This window comes from Chryseobacterium sp. WX (genome assembly GCF_029542485.1).
GTDB classification, from domain to species: Bacteria; Bacteroidota; Bacteroidia; order Flavobacteriales; family Weeksellaceae; genus Chryseobacterium; species Chryseobacterium cucumeris.
On the sequence record NZ_CP120710.1, the window covers coordinates 3,752,155 to 3,767,406 of the forward strand.

The following is a 15,252-nucleotide window of genomic DNA, read 5'->3' on the forward strand; positions in this document are numbered from 1 at the left end:
AAAAATGAAAAAATACTTAATAGCATTTTCAGTTATTGCCCTTACTTCTACTGCGGTTACTTCGTGTGGTGAGGACTTTGTAGATACTGAATTTTTCCAAAGTAAACCTCAGGAAGATATTAAAACAATAGAAGAACTTCAGTCTTTTGTATTCGGAGCTTATGGTACTATGAGAGGTGCTTCTTATTATGGATGTGATTTTGTAACAATTCCTGAATTAAGAAGTGATGCAATGTATTCTAATAACCGTTCAGGATATTATAGTACAGTTTCAAACTATACAATGCTTTCTGGTGATGCTTACGCTTCAGGACCATATACTGCGATGTATACAACAATTGCTAAAGCAAACATCATTCTTGGAACTTCAAATAACCTAACTTGGGGAGAAACAGTTGATCCAGCACAGATTGCGTTGAAAATAAAGCAACTTAAAGGACAGGCTTATGCAGTAAGAGCTCAGGCTTTGTTTGATGCTTTAAGATTATTTGGGCAGCAATATTCTGGTGGAACTACCGGAGTTGTTGTTCCTCTTCAGTATAATCCTTCTGCAAATATGGCTCGTTCTTCTGTTCAACAGACTCAGGCTCAAATTGAAGCAGATTTTAATAGTGCATTAGCTAATCTTACGGGAAATGCTAATCAGGTTTATAGTGATAAAACTGTATTGAATGAATTCTCAGTTAAGGCTTTAATGTCCAGATATTATCTATATAAAGGAGATTATGCTAAGGTACGTTCGTTAGTAAACGATGTAGTAGCATCTGGAAAATATAGTGTAATTCCTCGTGATTCATATTTAACAAGCTGGACACTTAATAATGCAGCATCTAACTCAGTATTTGAATTAGCTGTTGGACCAATTGCTGCTTTAGGTTCTACAAGTATTCACTACAAAATTGCACCGGCTAACTCATATGTAAACATGCCAGTTAAGTCAGCTGTTGTATCATCTATTTCTGCTCAGGATATCAGACGTTCTATATTTAGTGCAAGTCAGAACGCTGCTGGAACTTATATTGCAGCAAAGTATCCTAATGATAATGGAGAAGATAATATCAGAGTTTCTAGATATGAAGAGATCATCCTTAATGGTATTGAAGCAGAACTTAACGGAGGTAGCGCTGCTAAAGCTCAGACATATTGGGAAATGATTTTGAAAAATAGATTAACTGATATTCTTGATGCTAATGGTAATGTAGTAACAAGTGTTGCAGCGCAAATTGCAGCTTTAGGACCAATTGATATGACTAAGCTTAAATCTGAAAGAAGAAAAGAGCTTGTTGGTGAAGGTTTCAGAATGTGGGATTTACTAAGATGGGGAGGACCTATTCCTAAAAATGCTACTAACGGTAACGTAACAGCTAACATTGCAATTGGAGATAACAAATTGGCATTCCCAATTCCTTTGGCAGAAACTAACGTTGCTGGAACTTTGGTAAAATCAAACCCTGGTTACGATAACTAATTATCAAATCAGATAAATAAATAAGAGCCGCCTTTTATAGGTGGCTTTTTTTATTGACAAAATCATTTTAGGATTTAAGTAAGCTCTTTATAAAATTAATTATATTGATTTTTGGGCTGTATTATAGTTTTTGCACATCAATTCGAAAACTTTTAAGATTTTTTTCAGGAAGGTTGCTATCATCAATATAATATTCATTGGGAATGTTATTATGGTTTCAAATAGCTATGAAAGAATCAAACAATTTTATGTCCTTTTATTTCTTATTTTTGCTGTACAATAATGAATAATGAAGTACATCCTTTTCATACTCTTCTCTTTAGGTTTTGTAGCCAAGGCTCAGGTCGTTAATAAAGCAGAAACAAAACCTCAGCCTAAAAAAGAAGACACTCTTGTAATAGATTCCGGGAAAAAAGATTCCCTGAAAATTTTCAAACCTACTATAAATGATTATCAGTATCAGACCCAGTTTTCTGAAAAGAAAGTTTTTGATACGGTAATGACTTTTGATAAGACCTACATCTTTTCGCAACACAATAATAAAGATAACTTCGGAAGAGTACAGCCTGCCAACATTGGTTCAGGATTTAATCCTCTTATATTTGAAGTTAATGATGAACAAAATCTTTCTTTATTGCCATTCAACAAATCTTACATGATTATTGGAGCAAATGATGTGAAATATTATGACGTAAAAACACCTACAGCTACATTCTTATATCATAATGCTATGCGAAACGGGGCGGCTCTAAAATCCACCTATACTCAGAATATCGGAAAAAGATTCAATTTTGCGCTTGAATATATGGGGCTTCGTTCACAGGGACTTTACAGAAACTCCTTGTCAGCTAACAACAATACTTTATTTTCAGGACACTATGTTTCAAAAAATGGAAACTATGAGCTTTTTGCCCATTATCTTCACCAGAATGTAAATAATCAGGAAAGTGGAGGGATTACTGAAGATAACCTGTTTCAGAGTGGAGACAGCAATTACAGTAACAGACAAAACGCACAGGTAAATCTGGCCTCTTCAAGTTCACAGTTTTCTTACAGAAGATATTATCTGAGCCATCAGTTTACTCCATTCAATTCTGAGAAATTTCCTTTCAGCATAAGACATATTATTTCTCATCAGGGAAACAAATATTACTATAACCAAACTGCTTTGGAGCCGTATTGGTATGACGCTCCTACAGATTTAGTAAATGGCTTTCCATTGACAACCAAAAAATATTCTGAGAATTTCAGCAATACCGTAAGTCTGATTTTTAATAATGAAAAATTCAAACTGGATGCCGGGGTACGTTATCAGATGATTAAATTCGGGATAAGAGATGTTGTTGCACTTAACAACGTGCCTTTTCCTGGTGAGCTGAAAGAAAACAGAATCGGAGCTGTAGGAAACCTGCAGGTAAAACTTTGGGACAAAATTCAGTTGAATTCGTTTCTGGAATTTTCAAACGGAAGCCAGTTTAAAAGTTATCTGAAGACAACCAATAATCTGAAGTTTGAACCTATCAAAGATTATTTCGTTAATGCCAAAGTAAACTTCCAGAGTGCCTATCCTTCATTCAATTATCTATTGAATACTTCTGTTTATAATAACTTCAATTATTATCTTGAAAATGCGAAGAATCAGTCTGTAATGGAAGTAGGAGGAAGCATCAATCTGAAATGGTTTAAAACAGAGATTTTCGCCAATTATTTCAGAATCGATAACTATACTTATTTTGACAGCAACGGAAGTCCGAAACAAAGTGACAATTCAGTAAATATATCTCAGATTGGAGGAGATGCTACTTTCAGCTTCAACAAATTCCACCTGAATACAAGAGTGCATTTCCAGAATACTTTAACGAATAAAGAACTACTTCCAATGCCGGGCTTCATCGGTAGAGCCAATTTCTTCTATCAGACCCAGGCTTTCAAAAAAGCAGCAGAAATTCAGGCAGGGGTTAAAGTATATTACTTCTCTAAATTCGCTTCAAGAGAATATTTCCCTGTTCTTAATGAATATATTCTTCCAAGAGCAGATTCATTTTCAATTGGAGGGCAGCCTATCGCCGATATTTATATTAATATGAAAGTGAAAAAAATGTTCTTTTTCATAGAAGGACAGCAGATAGGAACTGTTATTTCCAATAACAAAGCATATGCATTTCCACATTATCCGGTGTATGATTTCAGATTGAATATCGGAATTGTGTGGTATTTGTTCAACTAAAAACGATACAGGTTGAAAACAATTAATAAAATATCATTTAACGATATAGAAAGTATTCCTCAGCTGGTAAAAGATTTTTTAAATCAGAAGATTGAGGGGTTTGAAAATAATACATTTTCCTTAGATCATTTCAGGCAGCAGATTCATCTGAAGAAAGATTCTTTTACCTCTGAAAAAAGAAGCATTTTAGCTGATGTGTTTGAAGCACAGTTAGAAACTCTTTCTCTATCTTCAGAGCAGAAAGAAAACCTTGAGAATCTTAAACAGCCCAACACGTTTACGATAACAACAGGGCATCAGTTGAATCTGTTTTCAGGACCTGTTTTCTTTGTATATAAAATTCTTCAGACCATAAAAACATGTACTTATCTGAAAGAAAATTTCCCAGATTTTAATTTTGTTCCGGTGTATTGGATGGCTTCGGAGGATCATGATTTTGCAGAGATCAATCATTTTAAAACCGAAAATAATTATTACGAAACCAATGAGAAATCCGGAGGTCCGGTAGGAAGAATTGAAATCAGTGATACCTATTTTATTTCGGAATTTGAAAAAGAATTCAAAGATTCCATTTTCGGTACAGAGCTGATTTTAATGATGAAGGAAGCTTATAAAGCTGGAAACACTTTAACGGAAGCTATTAAAATTCTTGTCAACCGTCTTTTCTCAGAATTCGGACTTTTGATTCTGGATGGAGATTCTAAGGAACTTAAAAAACAGATGAAGGAGATTTTTAAAGATGAACTTCTTCATTTCAGCTTACAGAAAACTTCTGAAGATAAAGTCAAGTTTCTGACAGAGAAATATGGGAAGGTTCAGGTAAACCCTCGTGAAATAAATCTTTTCTACCTTTCTGAAACGAGAGACAGAATAGAATTTAACGGACACAAGTATAATATTGTAGATAAGCCTATCCAGTTTACAGAAGAAGAAATTCTTGTCGAATTGGAAAACCATCCTGAAAAATTCAGTCCGAATGCGCTAATGCGTCCGGTATATCAGGAAAATGTACTTCCTAATTTATCCTATATCGGAGGAAATGCCGAAATCATGTACTGGCTGGAATTGAAAGATTATTTCTCAAAAATTAATATTCCTTTCCCAGTTCTGATTCCAAGAAACTCTATGCTTTTCCTGAAAGAAAAAACATTGGGAAAAATTGAGAAACTAGATCTTAAAATAGAAGATTTTTTCCAGAACTTCTCAGTACTTACCAATCAGAAGGTTTTAAAAGATAATCCCATTGTAGAATTACTTGAAGAGAAAGAAGAATTATTGATTAGTAATTTTTCTGCATTGAGAGCTTCAGCAGAAACTACTGAGAAATCCTTCGGGAATATGGTAAAGGCAGAAGAAGTACGACAATTAAAGTCATTCAAAAGAATGAAAAAACGTCTGCTTCATGCTGAAAAAATAAAACAGAATGAGTTGCTGGAAAGACTTGAAAATCTGTTTTTAGATGTTCATCCTGCAAAAACATGGCAGGAAAGAGTGTATAACTTTAGCGTATTCTTTTCAGATTATGGCTATTCGTGGCTTGAAAATTGTTTGGAAGAAATGGTGGTTCAAGATTCAAAATTAATAATTGTTGCCATTTAATTTTAAAGAAGTATTTTTGTAAATTATAATTATCGAATATGATAAAGAGGTTTTTTATTCTATCCAGTTTATGTATGGTTTTGGGAGTTTCAGCTCAGAAATCACATACGGTTGTGCAAGGTGACAATCCTTACAACATTGCCAAAAAGTATGGAATGACTGTAGATGAATTGCTGAAGCTAAACCCAAAACATAAAGATGGCAAACTGGCGATCGGTGATGTTTTAACTATAAAATCAGATAAAGCAGCCACTCCGATTGTGACAAAAACGACTCCTGCAGAAAAAGTAACTTCAACAGCAAGTACTTCTTCTCTAGGTAAAATTGTTTTACTGCCAAAACAAACGATTTATGGCATCACAAAACAATATAGAATTTCTGAAACTGATCTGAGAAAACTGAATCCTGAACTGGATTCTCATATGAAGATCGGAGATGAAATTACTTTGCCTCTTGCCAGTATTAAGAAGTATGGTGGTGCTCAACAGGCTGTAACACCGGAAAAACACGTTGAAACTCCTGTAGAAAAAGCAACCGCAACAGCTGCTACATCTACATCTGCTAGCAATCCAGCAGCAGAAGGAGAATCTTATGTGATTCAGGCTAAAGATAATTATTACAGAATTACAAAACAGTTTGGCATTAGCCAGCAGGACCTTTATGCTTTAAATCCAGGATTGGAAGAAAAAGGACTGAAACCTGGGGATACCATTAAAATAAAAAGAACAAATACGACTGCCAATACTGATACCGTTGCAGAAACTACAAATCCAAAAGCAAAAATGGATTCAGGGAACGAAAAATCAACAGCTGCTTCCAATGTTGCAGTAGGTGATGATTATGTAACCTATACAGTGCAGCAGGGAGATACAGTATTCTCTATCGTTAATAAATTCGGTGTTTCTATTGATGAGCTTATCGCTCTCAACCCGGATCTTTCACACGGTTTGAAAACCGGAATGGTTTTAAAGATCAAAAAGCAGGATGCAGCTTATATAAAGAAAAATGGTGATGCTTTAAGCGTTATCCTAATGCTTCCTTTCGGGTACAGTACCAATGAAACTCAGTATAGAGCAATGGCACTTGACTTTTTGACAGGAGCTAAGCTTGCTATTGAAAGAAATGCAAGAGGAGGACAAAAACTGGATATCAAAGTTGTAGATTCAGGAAATGAAGCTTCATTCAAAAACTCTTTGACACAGATCAATCCTGATAATACAGATCTTATTATCGGACCTTTCTTTAAGTCCAATGTAATTGATGTTCTTGATTTTACCAAAAATCAGAAAATCCCGGTTGTAGCACCATTTGCTAACTCTCCGGAACTCTATAACTACAGCAACTTGATTATTGTCGAAACCAATAATCAGACCTATGCTGATAAGATTGTAGAAGAAGTAAAAGGTGTGTATTCAGATCAGAAGATATATATAGTGGCGGATGCTAAAAAAGAAGATGCCAACTATATCAAAGCAGGACTTGAAAAAGCAGTAAAAAATCCTAATATTATTATTGTTAATTCTCCGGCAGATATTCAGCCGGATCAGAATATGATGACAGGGCAGTCTGCACCGGTTATTGCCATTTTAGCGAATGATGATAATGCTGCAGGAGATGCTTTTGCCAACAGAATGATTGCTATTTCTAAAGAAGTACAGGGTATCAAAGCGTTCAGTATGTTCTATTCTCCTGTTTTTGAGAAGAAAGTGGATGAGCTGAGCCAGGCTAGTCTTGTATATCTGATGGATAGAAAGATTAACACAGACGGTAGCTTTGAGAAAGAAATTCTGGCAGCTTATAAAACTAAATACTGCAAAACCCCGCCAAAATATGCTGTTGTAGGGTTTGATGTGGTAAATGACATGTTGACCAGAGAGAATAAAAAAGGAGAAATCTTTAAGCAGATGAATAAAGTTCAGACTCAGCTTGCTACCAAATTTGAGTTTGTAAAATCTAAAGCTAACGGTGCATATGTAAATACAGGTTACAGAGTAATCAGGTTAGTACCATAAATGATTTATAGCACTTAGAACGAATATTGTTAACATTATAGTTATATTTGCATAATATTTAATTCAATACATGAAAGCACTTGTATTTCCAGGGCAGGGTTCTCAGTTCGTAGGAATGGGAAAAGAATTGTATGATTCTAGAAAAGATATTAAAGATCTGATGGAATCTGCCAATGAAATTTTAGGTTTCGACATTCTTTCCATTATGTTTAACGGTACGGATGCGGATCTTAAGAAAACAGAGGTTACCCAGCCTTCAATATTTATACATTCAGTAGCAGCATTAAAAGCAGTAAATGGTCTTGGTGCCGAAATGGTAGCAGGACACTCTTTAGGAGAGTTTTCAGCTTTGGTTGCCAACGGAGTTTTATCCTTCGATGATGGTTTGAAATTAGTTTCTGAAAGAGCGAAAGCAATGCAGGAAGCTTGTGATGCAAATCCAAGTTCTATGGCAGCTATCTTAGGATTAGACGATGCTAAGGTTGAAGAAATCTGTGCACAGATCAGCGGAATTGTTGTTCCTGCAAATTATAACTGCCCGGGGCAATTGGTTATTTCAGGAGAAACTCCTGCAGTAGAAGAAGCTTGCGCAAAACTGAAAGAAGCAGGAGCTAAAAGAGCGTTGCTATTGCCAGTAAACGGAGCTTTCCACTCACCATTGATGCAGCCTGCACAGGAAAGACTGGCCGCAGCTATCGAAAAGACAAAATTCAGAAAAGCAACTATTCCTGTATACCAGAATATCACGACAACAGCGGTAACCAATCCTGATGAGATCAAACAAAACCTGATCGCTCAGCTTACCGGTCCAGTAAAATGGACACAGTCTGTTCAGAATATGATTAAAGATGGTGCCTCTAACTTCGTGGAAGTAGGACCAGGAAAAACCCTTCAGGGATTGATCAAAAAAATTGACGGATCAGTAGAAGCTGCTTCTGCAATCTAAACAAAAAATATGAACGCGATATTTTCACCGGGCAAGCTTATGCTTACTTCAGAATATTTCGCAATAGATGGAGCTCTTGTCTTAGCGGTACCTACCAGGCTGGGACAAGAGTTTTTCTTTGAAGAAAAACAAGATGGAAAATCCCTTGTTCTTTGGGAAGCCTATCATCAGAATAAACTATGGTTGAAGGCTGTCATTGATTATAAAACCTGGCAGGTCTTAGAAACCAATATTCCATCAAGTGCTGAATTTATTACCAAAACATTACAGAATGTTCAGCTGCTTTCTAATAGTAAATTCAAAACTGATCTTACTTACCATTTAAAAACCAATCTTCAGTTTCCAGCGGATTATGGGCTTGGGAGCAGTTCTACGCTGATGAATAATCTTGCGGAATGGGCAGAGATTAATCCTTTCCATCTTAACTCTATCAGCTTGGGAGGAAGTGGATATGACATTGCAGTTGCAAAAGAAAAGTCCGCAGTGCTTTTCCAAAGTAAGCCTGAGATAAAATATGAGAAAGTAGATTTTAGTCCGTCCTTTAAAAATGAACTGATTTTTATTCATTTAAATCAGAAGCAGGATAGCAGAGAGGGAATCAATTTTTACAAGTCCAAAAAGAAGTCTCCGGAATTAGTTGACGAATTTTCAGATCTTACAAAAAAAATATTGTTATGTCATGAATTGGAAAATTTTTCCGAATTAATGATGACTCATGAACATAAAATTGCCGATTTTCTTGAAATTCTCACAGTTAAAGAAAGGTTATTCTCAGATTGCCCTTCATTTGTCAAAAGTTTAGGCGCATGGGGGGGAGATTTTGTAATGAGTGCCAAATTTGGGGACTATAAGAACTATTTTTGGGAGAAAGGTTTTACAACTATTTTTGAATGGGAAAATATAATTGATTTGTAATCAAGCAGTTATAATCCTGTTTTTTTATTTGCCATTCTGACTTATATCAGTATATTTAAACCACCTTTAACAAATAATTAATATTATTTTTGTTGAAAGCAATAAAGAAATAGAAAATATAAGTAAAATGAAAAACACTAAAATCATCCAGGATTTAGAGAAATTAGGGATTAAAGGAAACTATGAAGTAGTGTATAATCCTTCTTATGAAGAATTATATCAGGCTGAAGTTTCTCCTGAAAATCAGGGGTTTGAGAAAGCTGAGCTTACAGAATCAGGCGCAGTATCAGTAAAAACAGGAATTTTCACAGGTCGTTCACCTAAAGACAGATATATTGTTCAGGATGATGTTACAAGAGACACAATTTTCTGGGATGGTAAAGTAAACTTACCTACAACAGCAGAAATTTTCGGGTCTTGTAAAGAACTAGTGCTGAACCAGCTTGCAGAATCTAAAAAGATTTATGTAGTAGATACATTCTGCGGAACGAATGCGGATACGAGACTTAAAGTAAGATTTATCGTTGAAGTGGCATGGCAGGCGCATTTTGTTACTAATATGTTTATTCGTCCTTCTCATTACGAACTTGAAAACTTCGGTGAGCCGGATTTCACAGTAATCAACGGATCAAAGACTACCAACCCGAACTGGGAAGCTCAGGGATTAAACTCTGAAAACTTCATTATGTTCAACCTTACTGAAAAACTACAGATTATCGGAGGTACATGGTACGGAGGTGAAATGAAGAAAGGGATGTTTGCTATGATGAACTACTATCTTCCATTAAAAGGTATGGCTTCTATGCACTGTTCTGCTAACGTAGGAGAAAAAGGTGATGTAGCTTTATTCTTTGGTCTTTCAGGAACTGGTAAAACAACTTTATCGGCAGATCCTAAAAGATACCTTATCGGTGACGATGAGCACGGATGGGATAACAACGGAGTATTCAACTATGAAGGTGGATGCTACGCTAAAGTTATCGACTTATCTGCAGAAAAAGAACCGGATATCTTCGCTGCCATCAAGAGAGATGCTCTTCTTGAAAACGTTGTTGTTAACAATGGAGTAGCAGATTATACAGACGGATCTATCACTGAGAACACAAGAGTTTCTTATCCAATCTATCATATCAACAAAATTGTATTGCCGTCTAAAGCAGGTCATGCGAAAAAGATCGTTTATCTTTCAGCAGATGCATTCGGAGTACTTCCTCCGGTTTCTATCCTGAATGAAGATCAGGCGCAGTACCACTTCCTTTGCGGTTATACCTCAAAATTGGCAGGAACTGAAAGAGGAATTACAGAACCTCAACCATCTTTCTCACCTGCATTTGGTGAAGCATTCCTTACCTTACACCCGACAATGTATTCTAAAACATTAATCGGCAAAATGAAAGAGCACGGAGCTAAGGCTTATTTGGTAAACACAGGTTGGAATGGTACCGGAAAGAGAATTTCTCTTAAAGATACCAGAGCAATCATTGATGCCATCATTGACGGTTCTATTGATAATGCTCCTAAAACTCAGGTTCCAATTATGAATCTTGAAATTCCTACTGAATTGCCAAACGTTTCTACAGGTATTCTAGATCCTAGAGATACTTATGAGAGCGCTTCAGAATGGGAAGAAAAAGCAAAAGATCTTGCTTCAAGATATATCAAGAACTTTGAGCAGTATTGTGATACTGAAGAAGGTAAAAAATTAGTAGCTTCAGGACCTCAATTGCAGGAACAAACTATCTAATAGTTACCAATCAACATACAAAAAGCCTCATCAGTGATGAGGCTTTTTTTTTATTCATATTTTTTACAGTTTTCAATCAGTTCGTTCTGTTCATCCAGTTTTAGGACGGTTGATTTGATTGATTCTTCAGTGAGGTATTTTATAATCATAAAGTGTTTTGAAGAAAAGTAAGACTCTTTGTCCAATATTTTATCTAAATACTGCGGGGTAGTGAAGGTCATCCCATATTTTGTTTTGTCGGAAAATTCAATACTTACTTCTATAGCATCAGATTCAATATTTTCAATTTCATCATCAATATGAATAGAAGTTATTTCCGGTTCATTGTTTAAACTAAAATAAAAATCAGAATACCACCTCAGTCTTCCTTCGTCATTCCAGATTCTTATATTTTCCGCATTTTTTTCTTCAACGATATAGTTTTTTCTTTTCGTCAATTGTCCGGAATATATTCCAATGTCTTTGCAATAAACCTTATCTTTTATCTTCATAAATTACTCTGTTACTTATCCATAATTATCTGTAGAAATCTGTGCAATTCATGGGAAAAGGATAAGTAACAAAATTACTTCAAGCTTAATAAAGCCAGCCTATATCCATCCATTCCAAAGCCTGATAAAACGGCATCTGTATTGGCTGCCGTTACAGATTTCTGTCGGAATTCCTCTCTTTTATAAATGTTACTGATATGTACTTCTACTTTTGGCTTGCGAATGTTTTTCAAGCAATCAGCAATAGCATAAGAATAATGAGTAAAAGCTCCGGGGTTAATTACTAAGGCATCAAAATCATCCTCCTGAAGTCTGTTGATAAGTTCTCCTTCAATATTAGACTGGTAATATTTTAATTCATGGGTATGGAACTCGGATCTTAAATTTTCCAAATAGCTTTCCATAGAAACATTTCCATAGATTTCCGGTTCTCTTGTGCCTAACAGATTGAGGTTAGGGCCGTTGATGATCAAAACTTTCATACCATAAAATTAAAAACTTTTTTCAATTAAAGATCAAAAATTTCTGGACAGATTTAATTTGTTGTATTGAATTATTGATAATGATATTTGTCATGTTTAAGAAAGTGGCAAAGCTTGTAACTCTTTATTGTGATGGGTTTTATTAAAAAATTACGTTAATTTTTGAAAATTTATCATGAAAAATAAATAAGTCTACTTGTTTTGTAGACTAAAAGTTTTTAGCTTTGCAACCATATTTCGATCGGCTTATAAAGAAAGATGGAGGGAACTGACCCTGTGAAGTCTTGACAACCTACCCGTGGGGCAAGGTGTTACGTTCAGCCTTTTAAGGAAAAATAAGCATTTGGTTTATCGTATTTATCGATGCCCTTTGCTGATTTTTCTGCAAAGGGCTAAATTTTAATATATGATAACTAAAATTGATTATGATTAGCAAAAATTTATTCAATTCTAAAGCGTGGATACCTCCGGTTGCTGCTTTTTTTCTGGGAGTAACCAGTGTAAGTGCACAGAATTCCAGACCGAAAAAAGATAGCCTTCATGAAAAGGAGATTGATGAAGTAGTAGTGGTGGCTTACGGAAAAGCTAAAAGAAACAGCTATACCGGCTCTGTAGCGACCATTTCAAGTGATAAGATTAATAACAGACCTGTAACCAATATCACCAAAGCATTGGAAGGCCAGGTTGCGGGGATTCAGACCACCAGTGCATCAGGACAGCCAGGTGCGGTTTCTACCATCAGAGTCAGAGGTATTGGTTCCATCAGTGCTTCCAGTGATCCTTTATATGTAGTGGACGGAATTCCTTTTGATGGAAACCTGAACTCCATTAGCCCAAGCGATATTGAATCTATAAGTGTTTTAAAAGATGCTACAGCAAGTGCTTTGTATGGTTCAAGAGGAGCCAACGGGATTATTATCATCACTACAAAATCAGGGAAAAAAGGAGAAGCCAGAGTTAATTTTAATATCAGTCAGGGATTCTCAGGACGAGCTGTCAAAGATTATGAACAGGTAAACACGGAGCAATACTTTCAATTATATTGGGAAGCATTAAGAAACGGATATCAGTCCGGTAAAGTTTCTTCTCAGCAGGCTGCTCAGATGGCAACAGATAATCTTGTTTCTACCCTTGGAATTAATCCATATGGAACTGCTTATCCAAAACCGGTGGGAACAGATGGAAAATTATTGCTTGGTGCATCACCACTCTGGAATGACGACTGGAGAGATATTTTACAGAGAGTGGCATCAAGAAACCAGGTGGATCTTGATATCAGCGGAGGTAGTGATAAAAGTAATTACTTCTTTTCACTAGGGTATCTGGATGATAATGGGATGGCGATTGAATCCGGTTTTAAAAGATATAATACCAGATTAAAAATCAATTCGGAAGTGAAGAAATGGTTAAATGTTGGAGCAAACTTAAGCTATACCAACAGTATTCAGCAGGCACCAACTTCTTCAGATTCCAAGGCGAGCAATATCATCAATGCCGCAAGGTTTATTCCTTCTTTCTATCCTTATTATGAAAGAAATGCTGACGGAACTTACGTTTTAGATGCTGACGGAAATCCGATTTATGATTTTGGAAAGTACAGGCCCACAAATGCACTTCAAAATCAGAATGCGGCTGCAACTTTACCATTAGACAAAAACGAAAATAAAGAAGATAACTTTTCAGGAAAAGGATTCATGGAATTCACTTTCCTGCCGGAACTGAAATTCAAAACAAGCTTCTCAGTTGATTTGGTGAATTATAACGGTCATTATTATTCAAATCCATTACTTGGGCAAGGAGCGGAAATTGGAGGTTCAGTGACGAAAACCAATACCAGAACACTATCTTATACAACCAGTAATATCCTTACGTACGATAAAAAGTTTGGAAAGCATCACGTTAATGCACTGGCAGGACACGAATTCTACAAATACGATTATCAGACGATATCAGGAACAAGAAGTCAGTTTTCACTGCCTTATTACTATGAGCCGGATGCTGCTTCTTTGCTGGGAAGTTTCAGTGGAAACAGTAATAAATTAAGCTTATTGAGTTTCCTTGGAAAAGTAGAGTATGACTACAATAATACTTACTTTTTATCTGCATCGGGAAGAGCAGACAGCTCTTCGAGATTTGAAAAAGATAACAGATGGGGGAGATTCTGGTCAGTAGGAGGTTCATGGAAAATATCCAATGAGGAATTTATTAAAAGCCTGAATGTATTCAATCAATTGACATTGCGTGCCAGCTACGGAGGACAAGGAAATGATAAATTACTTAGACCTAACGGACAACCGCTTTATTATGCTTATCAGGAGCTGTACAGATTTATCAGCCTTGGTGGAGAACCGGGTACAACTCTTGAAAAGACTTCCACTAATAATGTGAAATGGGAAACCAACCTTAATTTAAACGTAGGATTGGAATTTGCTATTTTGAATAACAGAGTTAAAGGGAATATCGAATACTTCAAAAGAAAAAGCCAGGATCTTCTGTTTAATATGCCGGTGGCACCATCGTTGGGTATCAGTGATTATCCTGCCAATATCGGAACCATTCAGAATACAGGATTTGAATTTTCACTATTCACAACCCCTGTTAAAACTGAGGATTTCCAATGGAATGTTGATGTTAACCTAAGCACTTTAAACAACAAAGTAACCAAATTACCGGGAGGTTCTCTTGTGGTGGGAACAAAGTTATTAACGGTAGGAGGTTCTGTATATGATTTCTTTATTCCGGAATGGGTGGGTGTAGATCCAGGCAATGGAAAGCCATTGTGGAAAACAGTTTCTACCGATGCTAGTGGAAATTCAGTGGAAGGAACTACTTCGGAATACTCAAAAGCAACAAAACTATTGCAAGGTTCCGCATTGCCGAAACTGACAGGAGGAATCAGTACAAGCATTACCTATAAGAATTTTGACTTTTCAGGATTACTGACATTCAAAATCGGGGGTAAAATTTTAGATACAGATTATACTTCCATCATGCATAACGGAAGTGCGGGAGGACGTGCGTGGAGTTCTGAAATACTGAACAGATGGACACCGGATAATCCATATACAGATGTTCCCGCATTGAGCACAACAACGAATAACTGGACTTCAACGTCTTCAAGATTCCTGTATTCAGGTACTTATGCAAGACTTAAAAATGTAAGCTTGGGATATACACTTCCTGAGGATTATTTTGAGAAAATAGGATTGAAAAAATTCAGAATTTATATTCAGGCAGAAAACCTTCTGACCTTCTATAAACATAAAGGAATGGATCCTGAGCAGGCTTTGGACGGAACCACGTATTACAGATATCCTGCCATGAGAACCATCACTTTTGGTCTTCAGGCAACTCTTTAACCTTTTAAA

The 15,252-nt window shown here is 36.0% G+C and carries 10 protein-coding genes and 1 riboswitch; of the genes, 8 read left to right on the forward strand and 2 right to left on the reverse strand.

Annotated elements, in window-relative coordinates; all coding sequences use genetic code 11:
- Positions 1–4: 4 nt before the first annotated feature.
- The 7 genes from PZ898_RS16920 (at position 5) to pckA (ending at position 10,911) form a co-directional block, all read left to right on the forward strand.
- Positions 5–1,468, forward strand: coding sequence for a RagB/SusD family nutrient uptake outer membrane protein (locus tag PZ898_RS16920; protein WP_277693813.1), 1,464 nt, complete (start codon positions 5–7; stop codon positions 1,466–1,468).
- A 289-nt stretch (positions 1,469–1,757) separates the two neighbouring features.
- On the forward strand, positions 1,758–3,695 hold the full coding sequence (locus tag PZ898_RS16925; protein ID WP_277693814.1) for a putative porin: 1,938 nt from the start codon (positions 1,758–1,760) through the stop codon (positions 3,693–3,695).
- A gap of 12 nt (positions 3,696–3,707) precedes the next feature.
- A complete protein-coding gene (gene bshC / locus PZ898_RS16930) occupies positions 3,708–5,294 on the forward strand; it encodes a bacillithiol biosynthesis cysteine-adding enzyme BshC (protein WP_277693815.1) in 1,587 nt (528 codons plus the stop codon).
- A 38-nt stretch (positions 5,295–5,332) separates the two neighbouring features.
- Complete coding sequence (locus PZ898_RS16935; RefSeq protein WP_277693816.1) at positions 5,333–7,306, forward strand: LysM peptidoglycan-binding domain-containing protein; 1,974 nt, start codon at positions 5,333–5,335, stop codon at positions 7,304–7,306.
- Between the two features lie 70 nt (positions 7,307–7,376).
- Positions 7,377–8,252, forward strand: a complete 876-nt coding sequence (gene fabD / locus PZ898_RS16940; protein WP_123278549.1) for an ACP S-malonyltransferase — start codon at positions 7,377–7,379, stop codon at positions 8,250–8,252.
- A gap of 9 nt (positions 8,253–8,261) precedes the next feature.
- Positions 8,262–9,167: a GYDIA family GHMP kinase gene (locus PZ898_RS16945; RefSeq protein WP_062673463.1), complete on the forward strand. Its 906-nt coding sequence runs from the start codon at positions 8,262–8,264 to the stop codon at positions 9,165–9,167.
- A 127-nt stretch (positions 9,168–9,294) separates the two neighbouring features.
- Positions 9,295–10,911, forward strand: a complete 1,617-nt coding sequence (gene pckA, locus PZ898_RS16950; RefSeq protein WP_062673465.1) for a phosphoenolpyruvate carboxykinase (ATP) — start codon at positions 9,295–9,297, stop codon at positions 10,909–10,911.
- Positions 10,912–10,961: 50 nt separating this feature from the next.
- Here pckA and PZ898_RS16955 read toward each other — a convergent pair whose 3' ends face one another.
- Positions 10,962–11,402, reverse strand: a complete 441-nt coding sequence (locus PZ898_RS16955) for a hypothetical protein (RefSeq protein WP_277693817.1) — start codon at positions 11,400–11,402, stop codon at positions 10,962–10,964.
- 74 nt (positions 11,403–11,476) lie between these two features.
- Positions 11,477–11,884: a type II 3-dehydroquinate dehydratase gene (locus tag PZ898_RS16960; protein ID WP_062673468.1), complete on the reverse strand. Its 408-nt coding sequence runs from the start codon at positions 11,882–11,884 to the stop codon at positions 11,477–11,479.
- A gap of 243 nt (positions 11,885–12,127) precedes the next feature.
- Positions 12,128–12,226: riboswitch (SAM riboswitch) on the forward strand.
- An 83-nt stretch (positions 12,227–12,309) separates the two neighbouring features.
- On the opposite strand from PZ898_RS16960, the gene PZ898_RS16965 reads away from it, so the two are divergent.
- Complete coding sequence (locus PZ898_RS16965; RefSeq protein ID WP_277693818.1) at positions 12,310–15,243, forward strand: TonB-dependent receptor; 2,934 nt, start codon at positions 12,310–12,312, stop codon at positions 15,241–15,243.
- Positions 15,244–15,252: the final 9 nt, after the last annotated feature.